This window comes from Paenibacillus sp. H1-7, assembly GCF_022354825.1.
Lineage (GTDB): Bacteria > Bacillota > Bacilli > Paenibacillales > NBRC-103111 > Paenibacillus_S.
The window spans coordinates 5004498-5021397 of the sequence record NZ_CP031168.1 but is presented as its reverse complement, the minus strand read 5'-3'; the positions used below and the strand labels follow the sequence as shown (position 1 = coordinate 5021397).

General features: G+C 48.5%; 13 protein-coding genes. All 13 read left to right on the top strand.

Translation table 11 applies throughout. The annotated features are described in order from the left end of the window. The first annotated feature begins 2 nt into the window (after nucleotides 1-2). The 13 genes from DVH26_RS22135 to DVH26_RS22075 all read left to right on the top strand — a co-directional run bounded on the left by DVH26_RS22135 (nucleotide 3) and on the right by DVH26_RS22075 (nucleotide 16852). Nucleotides 3-863 (top strand): carbohydrate ABC transporter permease, encoded by an 861-nt coding sequence (locus tag DVH26_RS22135; protein WP_239625463.1) that lies wholly within the window; start codon nucleotides 3-5, stop codon nucleotides 861-863. Nucleotides 864-903: 40 nt separating this feature from the next. Then, nucleotides 904-2064, top strand: a complete 1161-nt coding sequence (locus DVH26_RS22130) for an efflux RND transporter periplasmic adaptor subunit (protein ID WP_239625461.1) — start codon at nucleotides 904-906, stop codon at nucleotides 2062-2064. A 42-nt stretch (nucleotides 2065-2106) separates the two neighbouring features. Beyond that, the gene (locus DVH26_RS22125) at nucleotides 2107-3396 is read left to right on the top strand and encodes an ABC transporter substrate-binding protein (protein WP_239625459.1); all 1290 of its coding nucleotides are present in this window, start codon (nucleotides 2107-2109) and stop codon (nucleotides 3394-3396) included. Between the two features lie 186 nt (nucleotides 3397-3582). Next, nucleotides 3583-4572 carry a quinone oxidoreductase family protein gene (locus DVH26_RS22120; RefSeq protein WP_239625457.1) on the top strand — a complete coding sequence of 330 codons (990 nt, stop codon included), beginning with the start codon at nucleotides 3583-3585 and terminating at the stop codon, nucleotides 4570-4572. A gap of 167 nt (nucleotides 4573-4739) precedes the next feature. Beyond that, nucleotides 4740-5588, top strand: a complete 849-nt coding sequence (locus DVH26_RS22115; protein WP_239625455.1) for a helix-turn-helix transcriptional regulator — start codon at nucleotides 4740-4742, stop codon at nucleotides 5586-5588. A gap of 183 nt (nucleotides 5589-5771) precedes the next feature. Beyond that, the gene (locus DVH26_RS22110) at nucleotides 5772-6920 is read left to right on the top strand and encodes a response regulator (protein ID WP_239625452.1); all 1149 of its coding nucleotides are present in this window, start codon (nucleotides 5772-5774) and stop codon (nucleotides 6918-6920) included. Continuing rightward, nucleotides 6917-9985: an ATP-binding protein gene (locus DVH26_RS22105; RefSeq protein WP_239625449.1), complete on the top strand. Its 3069-nt coding sequence runs from the start codon at nucleotides 6917-6919 to the stop codon at nucleotides 9983-9985. The genes DVH26_RS22110 and DVH26_RS22105 overlap by 4 nt, the downstream gene beginning before the upstream one ends. A 527-nt stretch (nucleotides 9986-10512) precedes the next feature. Beyond that, complete coding sequence (locus tag DVH26_RS22100; RefSeq protein WP_239625447.1) at nucleotides 10513-11829, top strand: ABC transporter substrate-binding protein; 1317 nt, start codon at nucleotides 10513-10515, stop codon at nucleotides 11827-11829. An 85-nt stretch (nucleotides 11830-11914) separates the two neighbouring features. Continuing rightward, on the top strand, nucleotides 11915-12268 hold the full coding sequence (locus DVH26_RS22095) for a hypothetical protein (protein WP_239625444.1): 354 nt from the start codon (nucleotides 11915-11917) through the stop codon (nucleotides 12266-12268). A 343-nt stretch (nucleotides 12269-12611) separates the two neighbouring features. Further along, nucleotides 12612-12869 carry a hypothetical protein gene (locus DVH26_RS22090; RefSeq protein ID WP_239625441.1) on the top strand — a complete coding sequence of 86 codons (258 nt, stop codon included), beginning with the start codon at nucleotides 12612-12614 and terminating at the stop codon, nucleotides 12867-12869. A 122-nt stretch (nucleotides 12870-12991) separates the two neighbouring features. After that, nucleotides 12992-14170, top strand: a complete 1179-nt coding sequence (locus DVH26_RS22085) for a benzoate/H(+) symporter BenE family transporter (protein ID WP_239625439.1) — start codon at nucleotides 12992-12994, stop codon at nucleotides 14168-14170. Between the two features lie 283 nt (nucleotides 14171-14453). Further along, complete coding sequence (locus tag DVH26_RS22080) at nucleotides 14454-15791, top strand: ABC transporter substrate-binding protein (protein ID WP_239625436.1); 1338 nt, start codon at nucleotides 14454-14456, stop codon at nucleotides 15789-15791. Nucleotides 15792-15853: 62 nt separating this feature from the next. Then, a complete protein-coding gene (locus DVH26_RS22075; RefSeq protein WP_239625433.1) occupies nucleotides 15854-16852 on the top strand; it encodes a nucleotidyltransferase domain-containing protein in 999 nt (332 codons plus the stop codon). Nucleotides 16853-16900: the final 48 nt, after the last annotated feature.

Genomic DNA, 16900 nt, shown 5'->3' with positions numbered 1-16900 from the left:
AGGTGCTTGATGCCAAAATATTGAAAAAAGGCGTGTTGACGCTCTTCTTGGGCGCAATAGCCATAGTGTTCTTATTCCCAATTGTGATTACATTCACAAACTCGCTCATGACAGAGCAAGAAATTAGCATCAATTACGGCTCCATAGGGCAGATGAACCAAGCCGCTCGTTTCGTGAATTTGAAATTGCTGCCGGATCAAGTGACCTTGGAGCAGTATCGTAAGGTGTTGGTGGACAGTCCGAGATATCTCGCGATGTTCTGGAATTCGGTATTTATGGTAGTTCCGATCATCGCAGGACACACCCTGGTAGCATCTCTTGCAGCATACGCATTTTCCAAGCTGAAATTTCGCGGGCGGGAATCCTTGTTTCTCGTGTATGTTTTGACGATGCTCATGCCATTCCAAGTGACGTTAGTGCCGAATTACATTATGGCGGATAGGCTTGGGCTCCTAAATAGTCCGATCGCGATCCTACTACCAGGCATTTTCGCTGCTTTCGGCGTGTTCATGCTAAGACAATTCATGCTGGAAATTCCCTATGACTACATTGAAGCGGGAAAAATGGATGGAGCCGGGCATTTGCGGATCTTCTTCGAGATCATGCTCCCGATGGTTAAACCGGGTCTCGCTGCACTTGTTCTCCTCTTATTCGTTGATTACTGGAACATGGTGGAACAGCCGATAGTTTTTCTGGATGATCCGTTCAAGCAGCCGTTATCGGTTTATTTGTCCAGGATCAATGCTGAGCCGGGGGTTGCTTTTGCTGCGTCCGTCATTTATATGGCTCCGATGGTGCTGCTGTTTCTACATGCGGAAGCCTACTTCATAGAAGGTATTCAATTGTCTGGCATCAAAGGGTAGTGTCGCGATGCCGTCGCCTACCATGCAAGTGTAAGGGGAGATGGAGTTGGAAAAGAAGCCGGTTGAACATAGGCGAAAAAAAAGCATTCAAGTCGTGTTCATTGTATTTATGGGATTATTAGTGTTTTTTACGATATTCAGCAATACGCTGCAGTCGTTAGCCTTGCCGAAAGTGATAACGGAAAAGCCGGCCAAGGGAAGTCTTGTATTCACAATCGAAGGCAGCGGGAACCTGCAACCGCTCAATGAAGCTAACCTATCGAATGCTGCCGGATGGAAGGCCCGACAAATTCTCGTTAAAGCAGGTGATCTAGTGACGAAGGGGCAACAACTAATCATCTATGACAGCAAAACGGCCGAACGTGAACTGGAAGATGAAATGACCAGCCTAGACAAGCAAAAAATCGCTCTTGAAAGTATTCAAGACCAGCTTATCCAGTCAACCATGGATGGGGACGAGCTCAAGATTCGGAATGCAAGACGCGATCTCGAAACGAGAAAGCTTGATCTAGCGTTGCAGGAACGTAAAATTAACGATCTGAAAGACCGTCTATCGATCCAGAAGGAACTGACGGCTCCCTTCGATGGGGTGATTACGAAAGTAAATTCCGCACAAGGTCTGGCCTCAGCAGGTGAGCCTGATATTGTTATGACGAATAGCAGCCTTGGTTATCGATTCGAGCTTGTTGCCGATTCAAGCCGTTTGTCCAGCATTGCGATTTCGGCCGGTGAGAAAGTAGAGGTCGAAGTACACGCTGCGCAAGAACAACAATCCCGTATAATCGACGGCACATTAGACGAAGTGGCGAATGCAGAACCGCGAACCGCGAGCTCTTCTAATGAAGGGATAGGAAAGTCGGTAGCCATTCCACAAAAGATTCTTCGCGTAAAGGTCGTTGATCCCGGACTGAAAGGGGGTGAACAGGTACAGATCAAGCTCGAGAAACGATCGCGCAAAGAGGGATTGACCCTTTCCAATGAAGCTCTTCATCAGGATCGTGAGGGCATGTTTGTTTATAAGATTGACGAGCAGAGAGGAGCCATAGGCAACGTCTTTATTGTCCGCAAGGTCCGAATTCACTCCTATGAAATGAATGGCTATGAAACGATGATTCAATCCGATAGCATCTATGAGGATGACATGATTGTTCTGGAAAGCAGTGAGCCTTTGCAAGACGGAAACCAGGTTCGCCTGCAATAGTTTGATATATGTATATGAGAAATGGATAGGAGGATTTATTCAATGAGAAAGTTTCAATGGATACTATGTATTGGTATGTTAATAACGATAACGACTGCGTGCCGTTCTGGCGGCAGTGAGGAAGTGGAGCGCAAGGGGGGCAATGCATCAGGAGAGGGGAAGACCGTCGTTACTTTGTCATTGCAAAGATCGAGCGCATTTTTCCAGGCTGTAGAGAGAAAATTTGAAGAAAAAAATTCGGGCATCGACCTGCAAATCCAATCCACGGAAGATTATGAAAAATACCAGAAGACGACGAATACGGCGCTCTTGGCAGGCAGAGGCCCGGATATCTTCGAAATAAGCAGCTTGCCAATCGACGATTATATGAGCAAAAAGCTTCTCCTGAACCTGGATGAGCTCATGAAGCAAGATGCAACACTGAATAAGAGCGAGTTGCAGATGAATATTATAGATGCGTTGAAGATGAATGGCGGTTTGTATAGCATTCCATCCGGATTCAACTTGCGGGCGTTCGTAGGAGATGGGGATCTTCTGCAGAAGACAAACGTTGACGATAAGAATTGGACCTGGAAGCAGTTTGCGGAGATATCGAAGAAAATGGGGGAAAGCGGCAAGGAACGCCGTTATGCCTTAGCTAATGACCCGCCGGAAATACTCCTTCAAGAGATGATCGTGGATAAGTACGCGGATTTTGTTGATCAAACGGCGAAGAAGGCAAAGTTCGACTCTCCTTTATTTTTGGAAGCGATGCAGCAAATTAAAAGCATGTATGATAATAAAGTCATGACCACGGAACCGGCTGACGTAGGCAAGCAAATGTTCTACTCTACCGTTTTGCAATCACCGGCAGATGTTATCAACGGCTTACATCAGTTCTACTCCAACCCGAAGCTGCTGCAAAAGCCTGAACAAAAAAGCGGGACCCGGATTGTCACCACATCCCAGCTCGCTATTCAAGCCAAATCTCCGGTTAAAGAGGAGGCATGGAAGGTGATTGCCTTCTTGTTATCCGAAGAGATCCAGTCCATGCAAGAGAGAGAAGGGTTTTCCATGCTTAAGTCTGTGAACGAGAAGCAACTAAACGATATTCAAGAACAAGTGAAAAAAGGTACATACAAGCTGCCAGACGGAAAAATACCAAAGGTATCGGACGAAGAATTCACTAAATTCAAACAGCTTCTTAGCACTGCGGATAACTATTCGATGGTGAAGGGGAGTATAATTTCCATCATAGGAGACGAAGCCAGATCGTTCTTTAGCGGTCAAAAGCCTGCGGAGGAAGTAGCCAAGCTGATCCAGAGCAGGGTGACCACCTTATTAAATGAGTAGGGAATATGGCGGTCCAAGCGATACAGCCCTTATGGATCCTTCACAATAGGTAATGCTTCCTTTCAGGATAAATTGATATTCTTCGCGAAGCCTGTTACTTTTTATACCCGTATAATCGAAACCTGTTTGGAGCCGCCCTTCGTTGGTAACATAAATTCGTAGATATCCTATGGGGAGGTATTCAAAATGAAATCGATTGTTATTGAAAGAGCAGGCGGAGCCGAGGTGCTGCAATTAAAGGAACTGCCGGATCTTACGCCAAGATACGGGGAGATGATCATCGATGTGGCGTATGCTGGCATTGGGCTCGTAGATATTCTGATCCGCAAGGGCGAGTTTACAGAGTTGTTTCCGTTCCCGGTGATCCCGGGCCTAGAGGTGTCCGGATATGTCCGCTCTATAGGAGAGGGCGTTCAGGGATTTACGATCGGCCAGCCGGTTGCATCTATGAAGCTCCTTGAGCTTGGAGGTTACGCGACTCAGGCTAGAGTAACGCCGCAGCTTACGGTACCGCTGGATACACTAGGAGGCGAATGGAAGATGGCCGAGGCGGCTGCCTCCATCGTTAACCTCACTACCGCCTATATGGCTGTCAAGCATGTGAGCCGGATGAAGGAAGGAGACACCGTCCTGGTTCATGCCGCTGCAGGAGGATTGGGCAGCTTTCTAGGGCAAGTCGCCAAGCGGTTCGGTGCCGGTATGGTATTGGGAACAGTGGGCACATCGGACAAGATCAAGCTCGCTTCCTCGCTTGGGTATGATGAGCTGCTGCTGCGCTCGGATTTTGCAATTGGAACCAAACGATTGGCGGGAGCACAGGGAGTCGACGCTATTTTTGACCCGGTTGGCGGAGAGACGAGGGACCACAGTCTGGAGCTCCTGAAGCCGCTAGGTCAAATGATCGCTTTGGGCAATGCCAGCGGCGGCAAGCTGATGCATGACACGAATGAGATTTGGCTGGAAAATAGGAATATCGTCGGTTTTAACCTGGGTGCATATGCCGTATATGATCCGGAGGCGGTGGGAAAGGCAGCGAGGGAAGCGCTGCAGCTGCTCGCGAACGGGGATGTACGCTCGGAGATGTACGGTATCTATCCGATGGAGCAGGCAGCCGAGGCGCATCGGCTGCTCGAAAGCCGGCAAACGTCGGGCAAGCTGGTGCTGCAGATGGGATAACGGATAGCAGCATATTAAGCAATTACAATCGTTAGATCATCAAAGCGATATTATGCCACAAGCTACAGCCTCTTGCTCGCCTAATAGTGGAGCGGAGGCTTTTATTGAGACAGCAAGGATGGTATCATTTGAGCATTGTAATCTTACATCACGGAGGTGCTGCTTAAATGACGCAAACCCGGAGTCTGCTCGGGGAGTTCTTAAAATCGCGCAGAGAAAGGCTTCAACCGGCGGATGTCGGCATCACCGGGGGATACGGCAGAAGGAGAACCCCCGGACTTCGCAGGGAAGAAGTCGCGGAAATGGCGAATGTCAGCACCACATGGTACACGTGGCTGGAGCAGGGAAGAGACGTGGCTGCTTCCAGGGAAGTAATGGAGAGTATCGCCAGAGCGCTGCTCCTGTCTCATGACGAGAGGCTGCATGTCATGCGGCTGTCGGGGTTTGGCGATCTTCCGGATTGGTCCGAACAACAGCTTGCTTCGCCGATCGAACCGGGACTGCAGAAGATCATCGACCAGCTGCCGTATCCCTCCATCATTGTCAATCGCCGGACCGAAATTATCGCGTGGAACCGCCAGGCGCCTCGTTTCTTATATGACTTCCTGGAAGACCCTGTGATGGGCCGCAACATGGTCTGGTCCCTCTTCATGAATCCGTATTTACGGAACCGAGTTCTGAACTGGGAAGATTTTGCCGGATATAGCGCCGCTATCCTCCGCTCGTATCATGGGCAGTCGAAGGGGGACCCGTGGTACGAGACGTTCGTCCAAAGACTTTCCAAGGAAAGTGCAGAATTCGCCGCCCGGTGGGATCGTCACAATGTCAAAGAGAAGCAGACGCAGCCTTTTCTGCTGAACCACCCGGACTTTGGTGAGTTGTCGTTCGAAATCAACACCTTTGGCCATATTAACGGCAACGAAGACCTGCATTGCTGTGTCTATTCGCCAATCGCAGGCACCGGTACCGAGGAGAAGCTGGTGAAAGGTCAGGCAACATTAACAGTAGAGCAATGAATTATGCACCAAATATAGAAGTCGCATGGGATGCGGCTTTTTCTTTTTTTTATCCCCGGTTGTCAAGGTAGTTGGACCTAGTATCTTGGTTATTCGTGGAAAAAAAAGAGCAGGACATCGTCTGATTTTGTCGAATTAATTACTCACATACAAATGAGAGCTTTGGGCAATGGGGGAGCATTGATGATTCGCGTCGTACTGGTTGATGATGAGGAGCTCGCGCTGGATATGCTGGAAATTATGCTGTGCGAGCTCGGCAATGTGGACATTGTCGGTAAATATATGAATCCGCTGCAAGCCGTTGAGGAAATCAAACAGCGGCAAGTGGACGCTGTCTTCTTGGATATTGAAATGCCGGGTATGAAAGGCGTGGACGTGGCGCGCGCCATTCAGACGGCCCACCCTGGTTTGCATATTATTTTTACAACGGCTTATGCCGAGTATGCTGTCGAAGCGTTTGAAATTCATTCGCTCGACTATTTGTTGAAACCGATTAAACAGGATAGGCTGCATCATTCGTTTAAGCGGATTGAAGAAGCTGTAGCAGGACGGTCTGGAGGATATGAAGAGAGCGGTAGCCCGAGAATCTGCTGTATGGGCAGCTTCTCGGTTAAGCTCGGGCAGAGCGAAAGTACGCAATTGTCATGGCGGACGAACAAGGAAAAGGAGCTGTGCGCACTGCTTGTCCACCGATCCGGTCAAACCGTAGAGAGTACCGTCATTATGGAGACGCTATGGCCGGAATCGAATGCCGAGAAGGCAAGGACCTATTTGCATACGTGCATATCGCTGCTTAGAAAAAATATACGGGAGAGCGGCTTGCCGTTAACTGTTCGTAAGACGGCCCATGGTTATTCGCTTGATTGCGGCAGCCTCGTTTGCGATGCAACCGAGCTGGAACAGCTGCTCGACAAAACGCTGGAAGATACGGGGCTTGGCGTACCGCGTCTGGAGCGGATCATGGCTCTGTACAAGGGGGATTACCTGGAAGACTGTGACTTTATTTGGGCGTACCACAGGCGCGATAAGCTGGCGGACAAATATGTGCATGCGCTTCGCAGGCTCGCTCATTTTTTCAAAAGCAATGACCAGCGCTCTTATGCGCTCGAGTGTCTGCGCAGGAGTGTAGCGATTTCTCCGGATTCCGAGCAGGATAGCCGGGAGCTGATGAAGCTGCATATGGAGATGGGGGATCGCAATGAGGCGATTAAAGTATACCGGCAGCTGGAGCATGAGGTACGCGAGCGTCTCGGTGTCGAATTGGAGCCGGAGACCGCTGCGTTGTACCAGCAGTTAACTTCTTCCCATTTCCGAATCAGGAGCGGCGCGTGAAACAGAAGATAGCAGCACTTTTAATTACAGTTGCTATGGTCGTGTGCACGTACGGAACGATCCCTTGGATATTGAAGCTTAACGATGACGGAGCGCCGAAGGCGGAGCATGGTGTGCTCGATTTACAACCCTGGCGTTTCGCCGAAGAAGGCGTAATGAAGCTCGACTGCCAGTGGGAGTTTTATCCCAATCAGTTATTGTTCGCGCAAAATTTTGCTGAGGGAAGTGTGCCCGCTCCTCGGATGATTGCCGTGCCGGGATCATGGTCGGACCAAATGAGCACCTTCGGCAGCGCAACGTATCGGCTGCTCATCCAAAACGAGGAAGATAACCGCTTATACGGGTTAAAAACATTGTCGATCCCTATGGCTAACCATATTTATGTGAATGGCCAACTAATCGGGAAGAGCGGAGATCCTGCTAATAACCGGGCATATGATGCGCGGAATAAGCCATTTGCCGGTTTTTTTACTTTGAAGCGGGGAACCAATGAAGTTATTGTTCAAGTTTCGAATTATGATTTTCCGGCAAGCAGCGGGATAAATCATTCTATTTACATCGGGTACGCCGAACAGATCTCGAAGATCCAAAGTAAAGCGATGGCCTATGATTGGATAAGGCTTACGGCCTTCATGATGGTAGGCGTGTACTTCGTCGGCTTATATACTCAACGGAGAAATGATCCGTCCATCTTCATGTTTGGCTTGATTTGTTTGTTTACTGGCGCTTTTACGTCAATGAGGGGCGAGAGAGTGGTGTATGAGCTCGTCCAATCCTTGCCGGGATGGCTGTTCCTGCGCCTCCAATATCTCTCGGTCGTCGGAGTCGGCATGTCGTTTTGCCTTTATATTTATACAGGCTTTCGGAGTTATTGCTCCAGGCGAATCATATGGTTTATGCTGGTTATCGGATGTATTTTAACGATCGGGTATGCGTTGTTTTTCTCCTATTTCCAGCAAGCGGCTATGCAGCCGGTATCGACGTTTTATGCGGTTTTCCCGATTTTTTATGCGTTGTATGTGTTTATACTGGCTGCCCGGCAAAAAGTGGAAGGAAGCTTGTATTTGGCGGTTGCCGCAGTCGCGCTCAACCTTTATGCTTTTGTGCAAAATTTGAATGTTTATTTCTTCGTGCCGCTATTCACGTTTCCGCCGATAGAACCGTTTTTGTTCCTGCTGATGCTGACCTTGCTCATGTCGCTTCGTTTCTCGAATGCGTTCAAGCAGAACGAGCAGCTGTCGATCCAGCTCATTCAGGCCGATAAGCTGAAGGATGAATTTTTGACGAAGACGGCACACGAGTTCAAAACGCCGCTCCATGGCATGATGAACATTGCCCAGTCCGTGCTGGAAGACCACCGGTATCCTTTAACGGCGCAGCAAAAGGAAAGCCTCGGAATTATTACTACGGTTGCAAAACGGTTATCTATGCTTGTATACGATATATTGGACTTTTCAAAATTAAAACAAGGGGAAATGACGGTAAATCCTGTTCCGATTCATGTGCGATCGGCGGTAGAAGTTACTTTGAAAATTTTCGTTTTTATGACCGGAGATAAACAGGTGCAGCTCATCAACAACGTACCGAACGAGCTTCCATTCGTATTGGCCGATCCTAGCCGTTTCCGGCAAATTATCAGCAATTTGCTGGATAATGCAGTGAAGTATACGGAACATGGCACGATTGAAGTGCAAGCAGCCGAGCATAACGGGATGATCGTCATATCCGTCAAAGATACGGGAATCGGTATTGATGCACAGGATTTGCCTGTCATATTCGAGCCGTTCAAATCGCTGAAGATCGATTCCAATCAAAGCTTCGGACTGGGCCTGCCGATAGTAAAGCAGCTGCTGGAGCTGCAGCAGGGCGATATTCGGGTAATGTCCGTCAAAGGAGAAGGATCGGTATTCACATTTAGTCTGCCGTCCGCAGCGGAATACACTGAGATGGAGGATGCAGAATCCCGCATTGGCGACAATGCGCCCAGTGAGTTGCGCAATGCAACCGAGCAAAGCTATTCTTTCATGACACCCTATGTATCCGAGCGAGAAGGGACATTTACGATTTTGCTGGTCGACGACCAATTCTCCAATTTGAAAGTGTTAATTGATCCGTTAGAGCGGCTGGACTACAAAGTCATCGCCGTGAAGGACGGGGAGGAAGCCTTGCAGCAAATCGATGGAGGGCATTCCATTGATCTGGTCATCCTTGATCTGATGCTGCCTGGGTTGTCGGGATTCGATGTGGTGCGGGAGCTTCGCAAAAAGTACAGTCTCTTGGAGCTTCCAGTCCTTATGGTGACGGCCTCGATTCAGCCTGAGGATAAAATTGTCGCGTTCGAGTCGGGGGCCAACGATTATTTGCCGAAGCCATTCGATGCAGCGGAATTAAAAGCGCGCGTCAAAAGCCTGCTTGTCATGAAAGAGTCGGTGGGCAAGATGGTTGATCTGGAGGTCGCGTTTCTTCAATCTCAAATTAAGCCGCATTTCTTGTATAACGTATTAAATACGATTATGGCGCTTAGCTACACGGATGCGACGAAGTCGAGAAAGCTAATAACGGACCTCGCCGATTATATGAGAGGAAGCTTCTCCTTCAGCAACATTCAGAAGGGGGTCCCGTTCAGCAACGAGCTCGCCTTGATTGAATCGTACGTCGAAATCGAAAAGGCAAGATTTAAGGATCGCATCCGCATCGAATACGAGATCAGTGAATCCGTAAGAGATGTTATGCTCCCGCCTTTGCTTATTCAGCCGCTTGTTGAAAATGCGATTCGGCATGGTATCGGAAGCCGACTGGAAGGCGGTGTCGTGCGTGTAAAAGCCTCCGAAGCAGGAGGTCAATATGAAATCGAAGTCGAAGATAACGGTGTTGGGATAGAACAGCATAGGTTGATGCAGCTGTTGACACGAGAGCCGGATGGCGAAACAGTTTCCCGTTCAGGCGTAGGGCTGCTAAACATCCGTAAAAGGCTGAAATTTATGTACGGCACAGAGTTAAGCATCGAGAGTACGGTTGGCTTGGGTACGAAAGTAACGGTCAGTGTACCGACCCTAGAGATGTGATGCTTTGCCTAGAGGAAAGTCTCCTTCTGTATAAACCGCAGAGGGAGACTTTTTTATTCAGGCTGGCGCAGCGTCTTCATCTAATATTTAAAAGGATAGAGTCTTCAGATTGCTTCTGAAAAGGCTCTATCTTTTTTTGTTAATAATGGACGAACGCGTACTTACGTTTGGGGGATCGGGATAATCGGAGTTTAAATTAACTATTAAGTTAATTAAATAACATGTAGTTGACGAGACGGAAAGTTTAGGACATAATAGACATCAGCGAAAGGAATTAATTGTTATTTAATTAATATTTAGGTAAACGAAAGGAGGAGAACCGTTTCGAAATCCGTTATCGCTTGGCGAAGCAAGGTTGTTCCCAAGACAGGCGCTGTTGGATGTCAAACGTCCTCATGGCGCCGTGCTACCGCTATTTATGATAGCGTTTACATTAGACTTGTCTTCAAGACTCCATTAATGAAAGCTTACCGGTCTGCATCATGAATGAAGCGGAAGTTTATCACATTCGTTCTGGAGGGATCCAAGTGAAAAAGGGAATCGTAAGTACTGCCACAGCACTGCTGCTGGTGCCGATGCTATTGAATGGCTGCACAGGGCAGCAGCGCGTGGAAACGCAATCCGCCGGGAAAAGCGCGAATCTGGCGGAGATCAGTACGGAGCCTGTAACGCTTAAGTTCATGGTAGCTTACGGAGGCTTTACTCAGGAAGAATTTCAGTCCTATTTCGTAGAGCATGTACAAAAGAAATATCCTCATATTACCGTACAGATGGTCACGGGCAAACTGGAGGATATGATTACAGCCAACGATGTCCCGGATATTTTAATGGCCGGTTTACCTGGTATCCCAGCCTTGCAGGAGTTAAAAATTAATGAAGATCTTAACCCGTACATCAAAAAGTTCGGTGTAGATCTATCCAAGTATGATCCGGTTACTATTGATGCCGTCAAAAAGTTTAGTGAAAAAGGAGAAATGACAGCGCTTCCTTTTAGGATGAATATTCCTGCTTTATTTTATAACAAAGATGTTTTCGACAAATTTGGAGTCCCTTACCCGCAGGACGGCATGACTTGGGATGAAACGATCGGCTTGGCCAATAAAATGACCCGAAGTGACGGAAGCGCTCAATATCTCGGCCTTTATACTGGAGGAGCCGACCGTATGGCTATGGGGCTTTCGTTGCCTTACGTAAATAAGGAAACAAAGGAAGCCGATTTGCAGACAGATGGCTGGCAGCGCGTATTGAACCAATACAAAGCAGTCCATTCCGCTCCCGGATATATCAATGACGGGAAAGTAGCAAATACATACAGTATGTTTTTTAAAGAAAAAAATGTCGCTATGGCGGGCTACTGGGGTGCGGATGTCATCGGCGAGCTGGATAAATTGTATAAGAGCGGACAAGAAATGAACTGGGATATGGTTACGATCCCTACCTTTGACAAAGGAAAAGGAGTTGCCTGGCAGGCCGAGACCCACAACCTGATTATAACCAATACAAGTAAATATAAGGATCAGGCTTTTCAAGTTTTATCCTACATAGCTAGCGAGGAAGTCCAGAACTCATTCCAGAAGACCGGAAGAATGACGGTTTTGAAAAAAACGGAGCAAATCAAGAAGGATTACGGGGCTGATTTGCCGTTCTTGAAAGGAAAAAATATCAATGCGTTCTTTATCATTCAGCCAGGGATGCATGAACATACCAAATTCGATCAGAAGGGGAGAAGCATTATTAACGGAGCGGCGAACGATATGCTGTTAAAAGGCGTTGACGTTAATACCGCTTTACGGAATGCTCAAGAAAATCTAAACAAATTTATCCGTGAACAGACGATTAAGTGATTCCTTAATGTAAGCAAATTTAAACCCAATGCACTGACTCCTAATTAGAGTTGGTGCTTTTTTTTATTCGGTAAGAGGGTGGGACGTGACGGACGGTGTCCGACAAGTTTTGCGACGCTATTCCCGGCAGTTGGGGGAATGGTGCGAGGCCAACGGACTAGCCTTTACGGGCCACTATTTATGGGAGAGTGCCCTTGGCGTCGCTACCCGGGTTGCCGCCTCGATTATGCCGCATTACCGGCATCAGCATGTTCCGGGCATCGATATGCTGTCGGAGCAGACAGATGAGCAGCTCACGGTGAAGCAGTGTACGAGCAGTGTACGAGCGTCGCGAACCAATACGGCCGCCCTTATGTCATTTCCGAGACATACGGCTGCGCAGGTCCATCTCGCTCGACCAGCCGGCCCGGCTGCAGCTGCATCGGCGCCAAGCTTGTAAGAGCAGCGGTCGAGCGTCAGCACATTCGGCTGAGTGCCGCTGAAGCGGAAGGACGGGCCGAACGCACCGTACAGCTTGTCGCCGTTCGCCGCCGGCACATATGGCCATCCTGATCCTAGTGTCTGAGCCCATTCTGCAGCCGTCACGGGTCGCCTCTCTACCACTAGGGCTTCTGCTGTCTCTGTTTCGGTCACGTCTTCCATGGACAAGATGACGTACAGCTTCGAATCTGCCTGTTTGAAGCTTGTGTAGCACCGCAGCCGCCCATTCACGATCTCAGCCTTTACTGCAATTATCAGCCTAAGGAAGGCGGGTTCTGCTGCAGCTAGGCGAGTGGTCGGCAGTGACCGTTGAAATCCGAGTGAATGGTGAAACTGCCGGTCATGTGCCGTGGAAAGCAGCGGACGGTGTCGATCTGACCTCGAATTTGCAGCCGGGGGCGAATCGGCTCGACATCGAAGTGATGGGAAGCCCGCGCAATATGTTCGTCCCGTTCCACGAGGCGGAGGGGCTACGACGAGCTGGAGCTCCTTCCGTCAAGAGGGCAGCGGATACACGCCGGGCTATGTCCTTCAGCCGTATGGACTATTCAGCCAGGTGAAGCTGATCGGCCGGATCTAGCTCATGGAGTACAAATAGAGATTTAATAATAAGCTTTGCCGCCTCCGATATAACTGAGGTATGATAAATTCCAGTAGCATGATTTACTGGAGGTAACACAACTTGAATACGCAAAACATATCAAACGGCATTTTATCAGCGCTTATGGCTTGCACGGGGGCGGTAATCCTTGTGATCGATGCCGCGAACGCCGCCGGCTTTAGTCGGCCGCAATTGATTTCGTGGATATTCGCGATTTACTTTCTCGGCGGGCTGTTAAATTTGATACTCCCGCTTATTTTCAAAATCCCGATAGCAGGAGCCCACTCGATTACCGCTGCAGCCTTTCTGAGCACTGCGGCCGCCGGCTTTTCGTTATCTGAGCTGGCTGGGAGCTACATATTGGCCGGAATCTTAATCGCTATCGTGGGAGCTACCGGCCTCTTCGTCAAATGGCTGCGCTTTATCCCGAGACCGATGCTTGATGCCATGCTGGCCGGTCTTGTACTGAATTACATTGTCAAAATGGTTCCTGCCATCAAACATGCACCCGTTATAGGATTATTTGCTGTTGCCGGATTTTTGATTATGCCGAAGGTTTCGAAAAAAATCCCTCCAATCATTGGCGTGCTTGGATTCGGCATTATCGGACTGCTTATCAGCTCATCCTTTCCTCCGTTACAGGAGATGGTAGTTGTATGGCCATCAACGATCATCCCTGCGTTTACTGTCAATGCTTTTGTATCCATAACCATACCGGTAGCGATACTGATCCTGAGCAACGATATTGCTGTGGCTTTGGTCGCTCTCCGCAAAAACGGGTATGAACTGCCGGTGAATAAGATTTTGATCATCTCCGGGCTTGCAACTGTCATTGTCGGTTTGTTCGGAGGACACGCCGCCACAGTCGGAGGGATGATGAGTGCCGTATGCAGTCAAGAGGATGCCGGACCCCGGCACCAACGTTATTGGGCAGCAGTCCTATCTGGAGCGCTCGTACTGTTATTTGGGCTGTTTGCATGGGGGACTGTATTAATAATCGAGATACTTCCAATGGAATTTATTACTATTATAGCTGGTTTTACGTTAATAGGTGTGCTGATGAACAGCTTGCAGTCCGCTTTTTCAGAAAGCAACTACCGGTATTCCACGGTATTCGCGTTTGCTATCGCCATTTCGAATGTTACCTTTCTAGGCGTTGCCGCCCCGGTTTGGTCTCTTGTCTTCGGGGTACTAACTGCTAAGATTTTAGGTGAGGGTGAAGAGTCCGATAACGAGACAAGGAAACTTGGTATGAAATAAACAAGAATACAGCAAAGCCCAACAAACGGTGACCTCACAGGTGCCGTTTATTTTTTTCGTAATAAGGTATTTCTTAAATAACTGCCTGCCGGAACCTAGAGCAATAGAGTGTGTCGACATGGAGATGAGTAAAAGCGATTGGAAAAAATGACAAATGGTAAGCGCTTTCCACAAAGACGAATGTATTTCCTGCTAGTAGTATGTAAGTTATCAGACCATGCAGGTCAATCCTTGAACATCACAGGGGTGGAAAAATGCAAGAAAATAGAAGGAGGAATAGAGTATGAAGATCACGAAGGATTGGAAAAAGAGGATGCATCTGGCGGTCACCTCCGCCTTGCTCCTTACGGTTGCAGCAGGCTGTTCAGGAGGGAAAGAAACTCCCGGACAGGCTGTCGACCAGCCGAAGGAGACGACGAAGACTACCACCTATGACACCAATATCACTGCGAATCTCTCGATGTATGTAGATATCAGCCTTCCCGATGAATGGTACAAGAAATTTATCATTGATCCGGTAACCCAAAAGTTTCCTAATGTTAAGCTTGAGCTTATCCGCAAAGGGAAAGGGACGAATCCAAGCGAGCTGGTCGTTGCCGAGACCTTCCCCGATATCCTGTATAACAGCCCGCCCAGATTAAATGAATACAAGGAGCTGGGGCTGCTTTACGATATGAGCGATCTGATTAAAAAGTATAACGTCGATCTGAGCAAGCTGAATCAGCCCGCTATGGATACGATCAAGCAAATCGGAGACAACGGGCAAATCGTAGGACTGCCGTTCTGGGTAAACTGGTCGGCGCTGTACTACAATAAAGATATATTCGATAAGTTCGGAGAACCGTATCCGAAGGACGGCATGACCTGGGAAGAAGTGATCGAGCAGTCGAAACGGCTGACCCGCATGTATAACGGTGTCCAGTACCGTGGACTTGACCACTCGTTAAGCAGCTTTACCGGCCAGCTGTCACTTGGCTTTGTGGATGCCAAGACAGAGAAGCCGGCGCTGCTCCAGGCAGAGGGCTTTAAGCGCTCCTACGAATTGCTGCTGAGCTTGTACAAAATACCGGGCAATCAAGAAAGAAAAGCAGCTAAGGACGCGTTCCTGAAGGACAAAAATCTTGCCATGTGGCCGATGTACGCGGATGTTCCTTCGTGGATTGCCGAGCTGGAGGCGAAGGGGGAGAAATTCAACTGGGATATGGTTCAGATCCCAAGCCTTAAGGAAGCTCCGGGAGTCGCTATGGGCGTCGATTCGCACAATCTGCATGTAACCAGCAGCAGTAAGAATAAAGAAGCCGCATTCCAGGTCATTCTGTATCTCTTGTCAGAGCAGCCTCAGCTGGAATTAGTTAAAAACGGCTTTCTGACCTCTTCCAACAATAGTGATATTAATAAGCATTTCGGAGAAGCCATGCCTGTCTTCCAGGGGAAAAACATGAGTCCCGTATTCAATTCCAAGCCGGCACCAAAGGGCGTGATGCATAAATACGATTCCATTGTGTCGAGCGAATATAACAAAGCGTTTACGAATGTAGAGAAGGGCGATAAAGACGTGAACACTGCCCTCAGAGAAGCAACGGAAGCGGCAGAGAAACGAATCAATGAAGCGAAGAAGTAATCTGCTAACCTTTACATGAATTCCATTATAACCTGGATACCAGTAAGAAGCGGAGAGATGAAATGAGCTGGGAAACTGAGCTGTACGAGAAAGCGAATCGGATCGCCGATTCATTCCGAAGCCATCCGAGAGTCGTCGCGATTGCGCTTTGCGGCAGCGTAGGCAGGGGACAAATATGGGAGCATTCCGATTTGGAGCTGTGTCTTGTCGTTGAGCAGCGCATTGAAGAGCTTCAGCACTTCAATTACATAGACGGGATGGGCGTAGAGATCATTCAGTTAACAAGGGGCAAGCTGGAGGCGTTCGTTAACGAGTGGCAGGGTCCTGACCGTTCGTTGCTGGCATTTCCAATTCAGATTTACCAATGTAAAATCTTGCACGACCCGGAGCAAGTATTAGCACCATTCATGCATCTGTACGATTCCTTTTTATTTGATGATAGTATCGTGTCGATGAAGGAAGAGGAGATGCTGAAGCAAGCCGATCTGCAGCTTGATAAAGCCAGACGGCTTGTAGAAACAGGCTGCGCAAAAACAGCAGCAGCCCATCTGAGAATCGGCCTTAACTTCTTGCTTTTGGGTTATTATTGGCGTAATCGGATATTGCCGCGCAGTCAAAACCGAACGATCTATTTCCTGAAACAAAATTCCGCCATAATCGGGCACGATCTTCTGTACGATCTATTCATCCTGGCGTTTTGCCTGAATCTGCCCGACAGCGTTCTTAAGGAACGATTATTGGATGCACAGCCATCCATATTTCCAATAGCTGAGTCGAGCTGGGGGAGTCAATCGTCGACCTTTCTGAAATATGCGGTGGACGGGAGCCTGGAATGGGGACACGATCAAAGCATCATATACGTATACAAGTATTGTATACATCGCATGCAGGCGAACAGCTATGATGTGGACTCTTTGTACGATCAGCCCTCGTTTGTCGAATCCTACCCGGAGCTGCATCGCTTCCTGGATTTTGATGATCTGACGCCGGACATAGTTTCGCAATGGATTGATCTCTACGCTGCTGCCAGAGGCCGTCTTGATAGCAAGGCTATCAATTGAATTGAATTCAATAGGGAAATTTACAGCAAAAGACCTCCATACGGGATA

Bases quoted from the DNA above. Each gene is read 5' to 3' on its own strand.
- DVH26_RS22130 (WP_239625461.1), top strand. From the start codon at position 904: ATGGAGTTGGAAAAGAAGCCGGTTGAACATAGGCGAAAAAAAAGCATT.
- DVH26_RS22125 (WP_239625459.1), top strand. From the start codon at position 2,107: ATGAGAAAGTTTCAATGGATACTATGTATTGGTATGTTAATAACGATA.
- DVH26_RS22120 (WP_239625457.1), top strand. From the start codon at position 3,583: ATGAAATCGATTGTTATTGAAAGAGCAGGCGGAGCCGAGGTGCTGCAA.
- DVH26_RS22115 (WP_239625455.1), top strand. From the start codon at position 4,740: ATGACGCAAACCCGGAGTCTGCTCGGGGAGTTCTTAAAATCGCGCAGA.
- DVH26_RS22110 (WP_239625452.1), top strand. From the start codon at position 5,772: ATGATTCGCGTCGTACTGGTTGATGATGAGGAGCTCGCGCTGGATATG.
- DVH26_RS22080 (WP_239625436.1), top strand. From the start codon at position 14,454: ATGAAGATCACGAAGGATTGGAAAAAGAGGATGCATCTGGCGGTCACC.
- DVH26_RS22075 (WP_239625433.1), top strand. From the start codon at position 15,854: ATGAGCTGGGAAACTGAGCTGTACGAGAAAGCGAATCGGATCGCCGAT.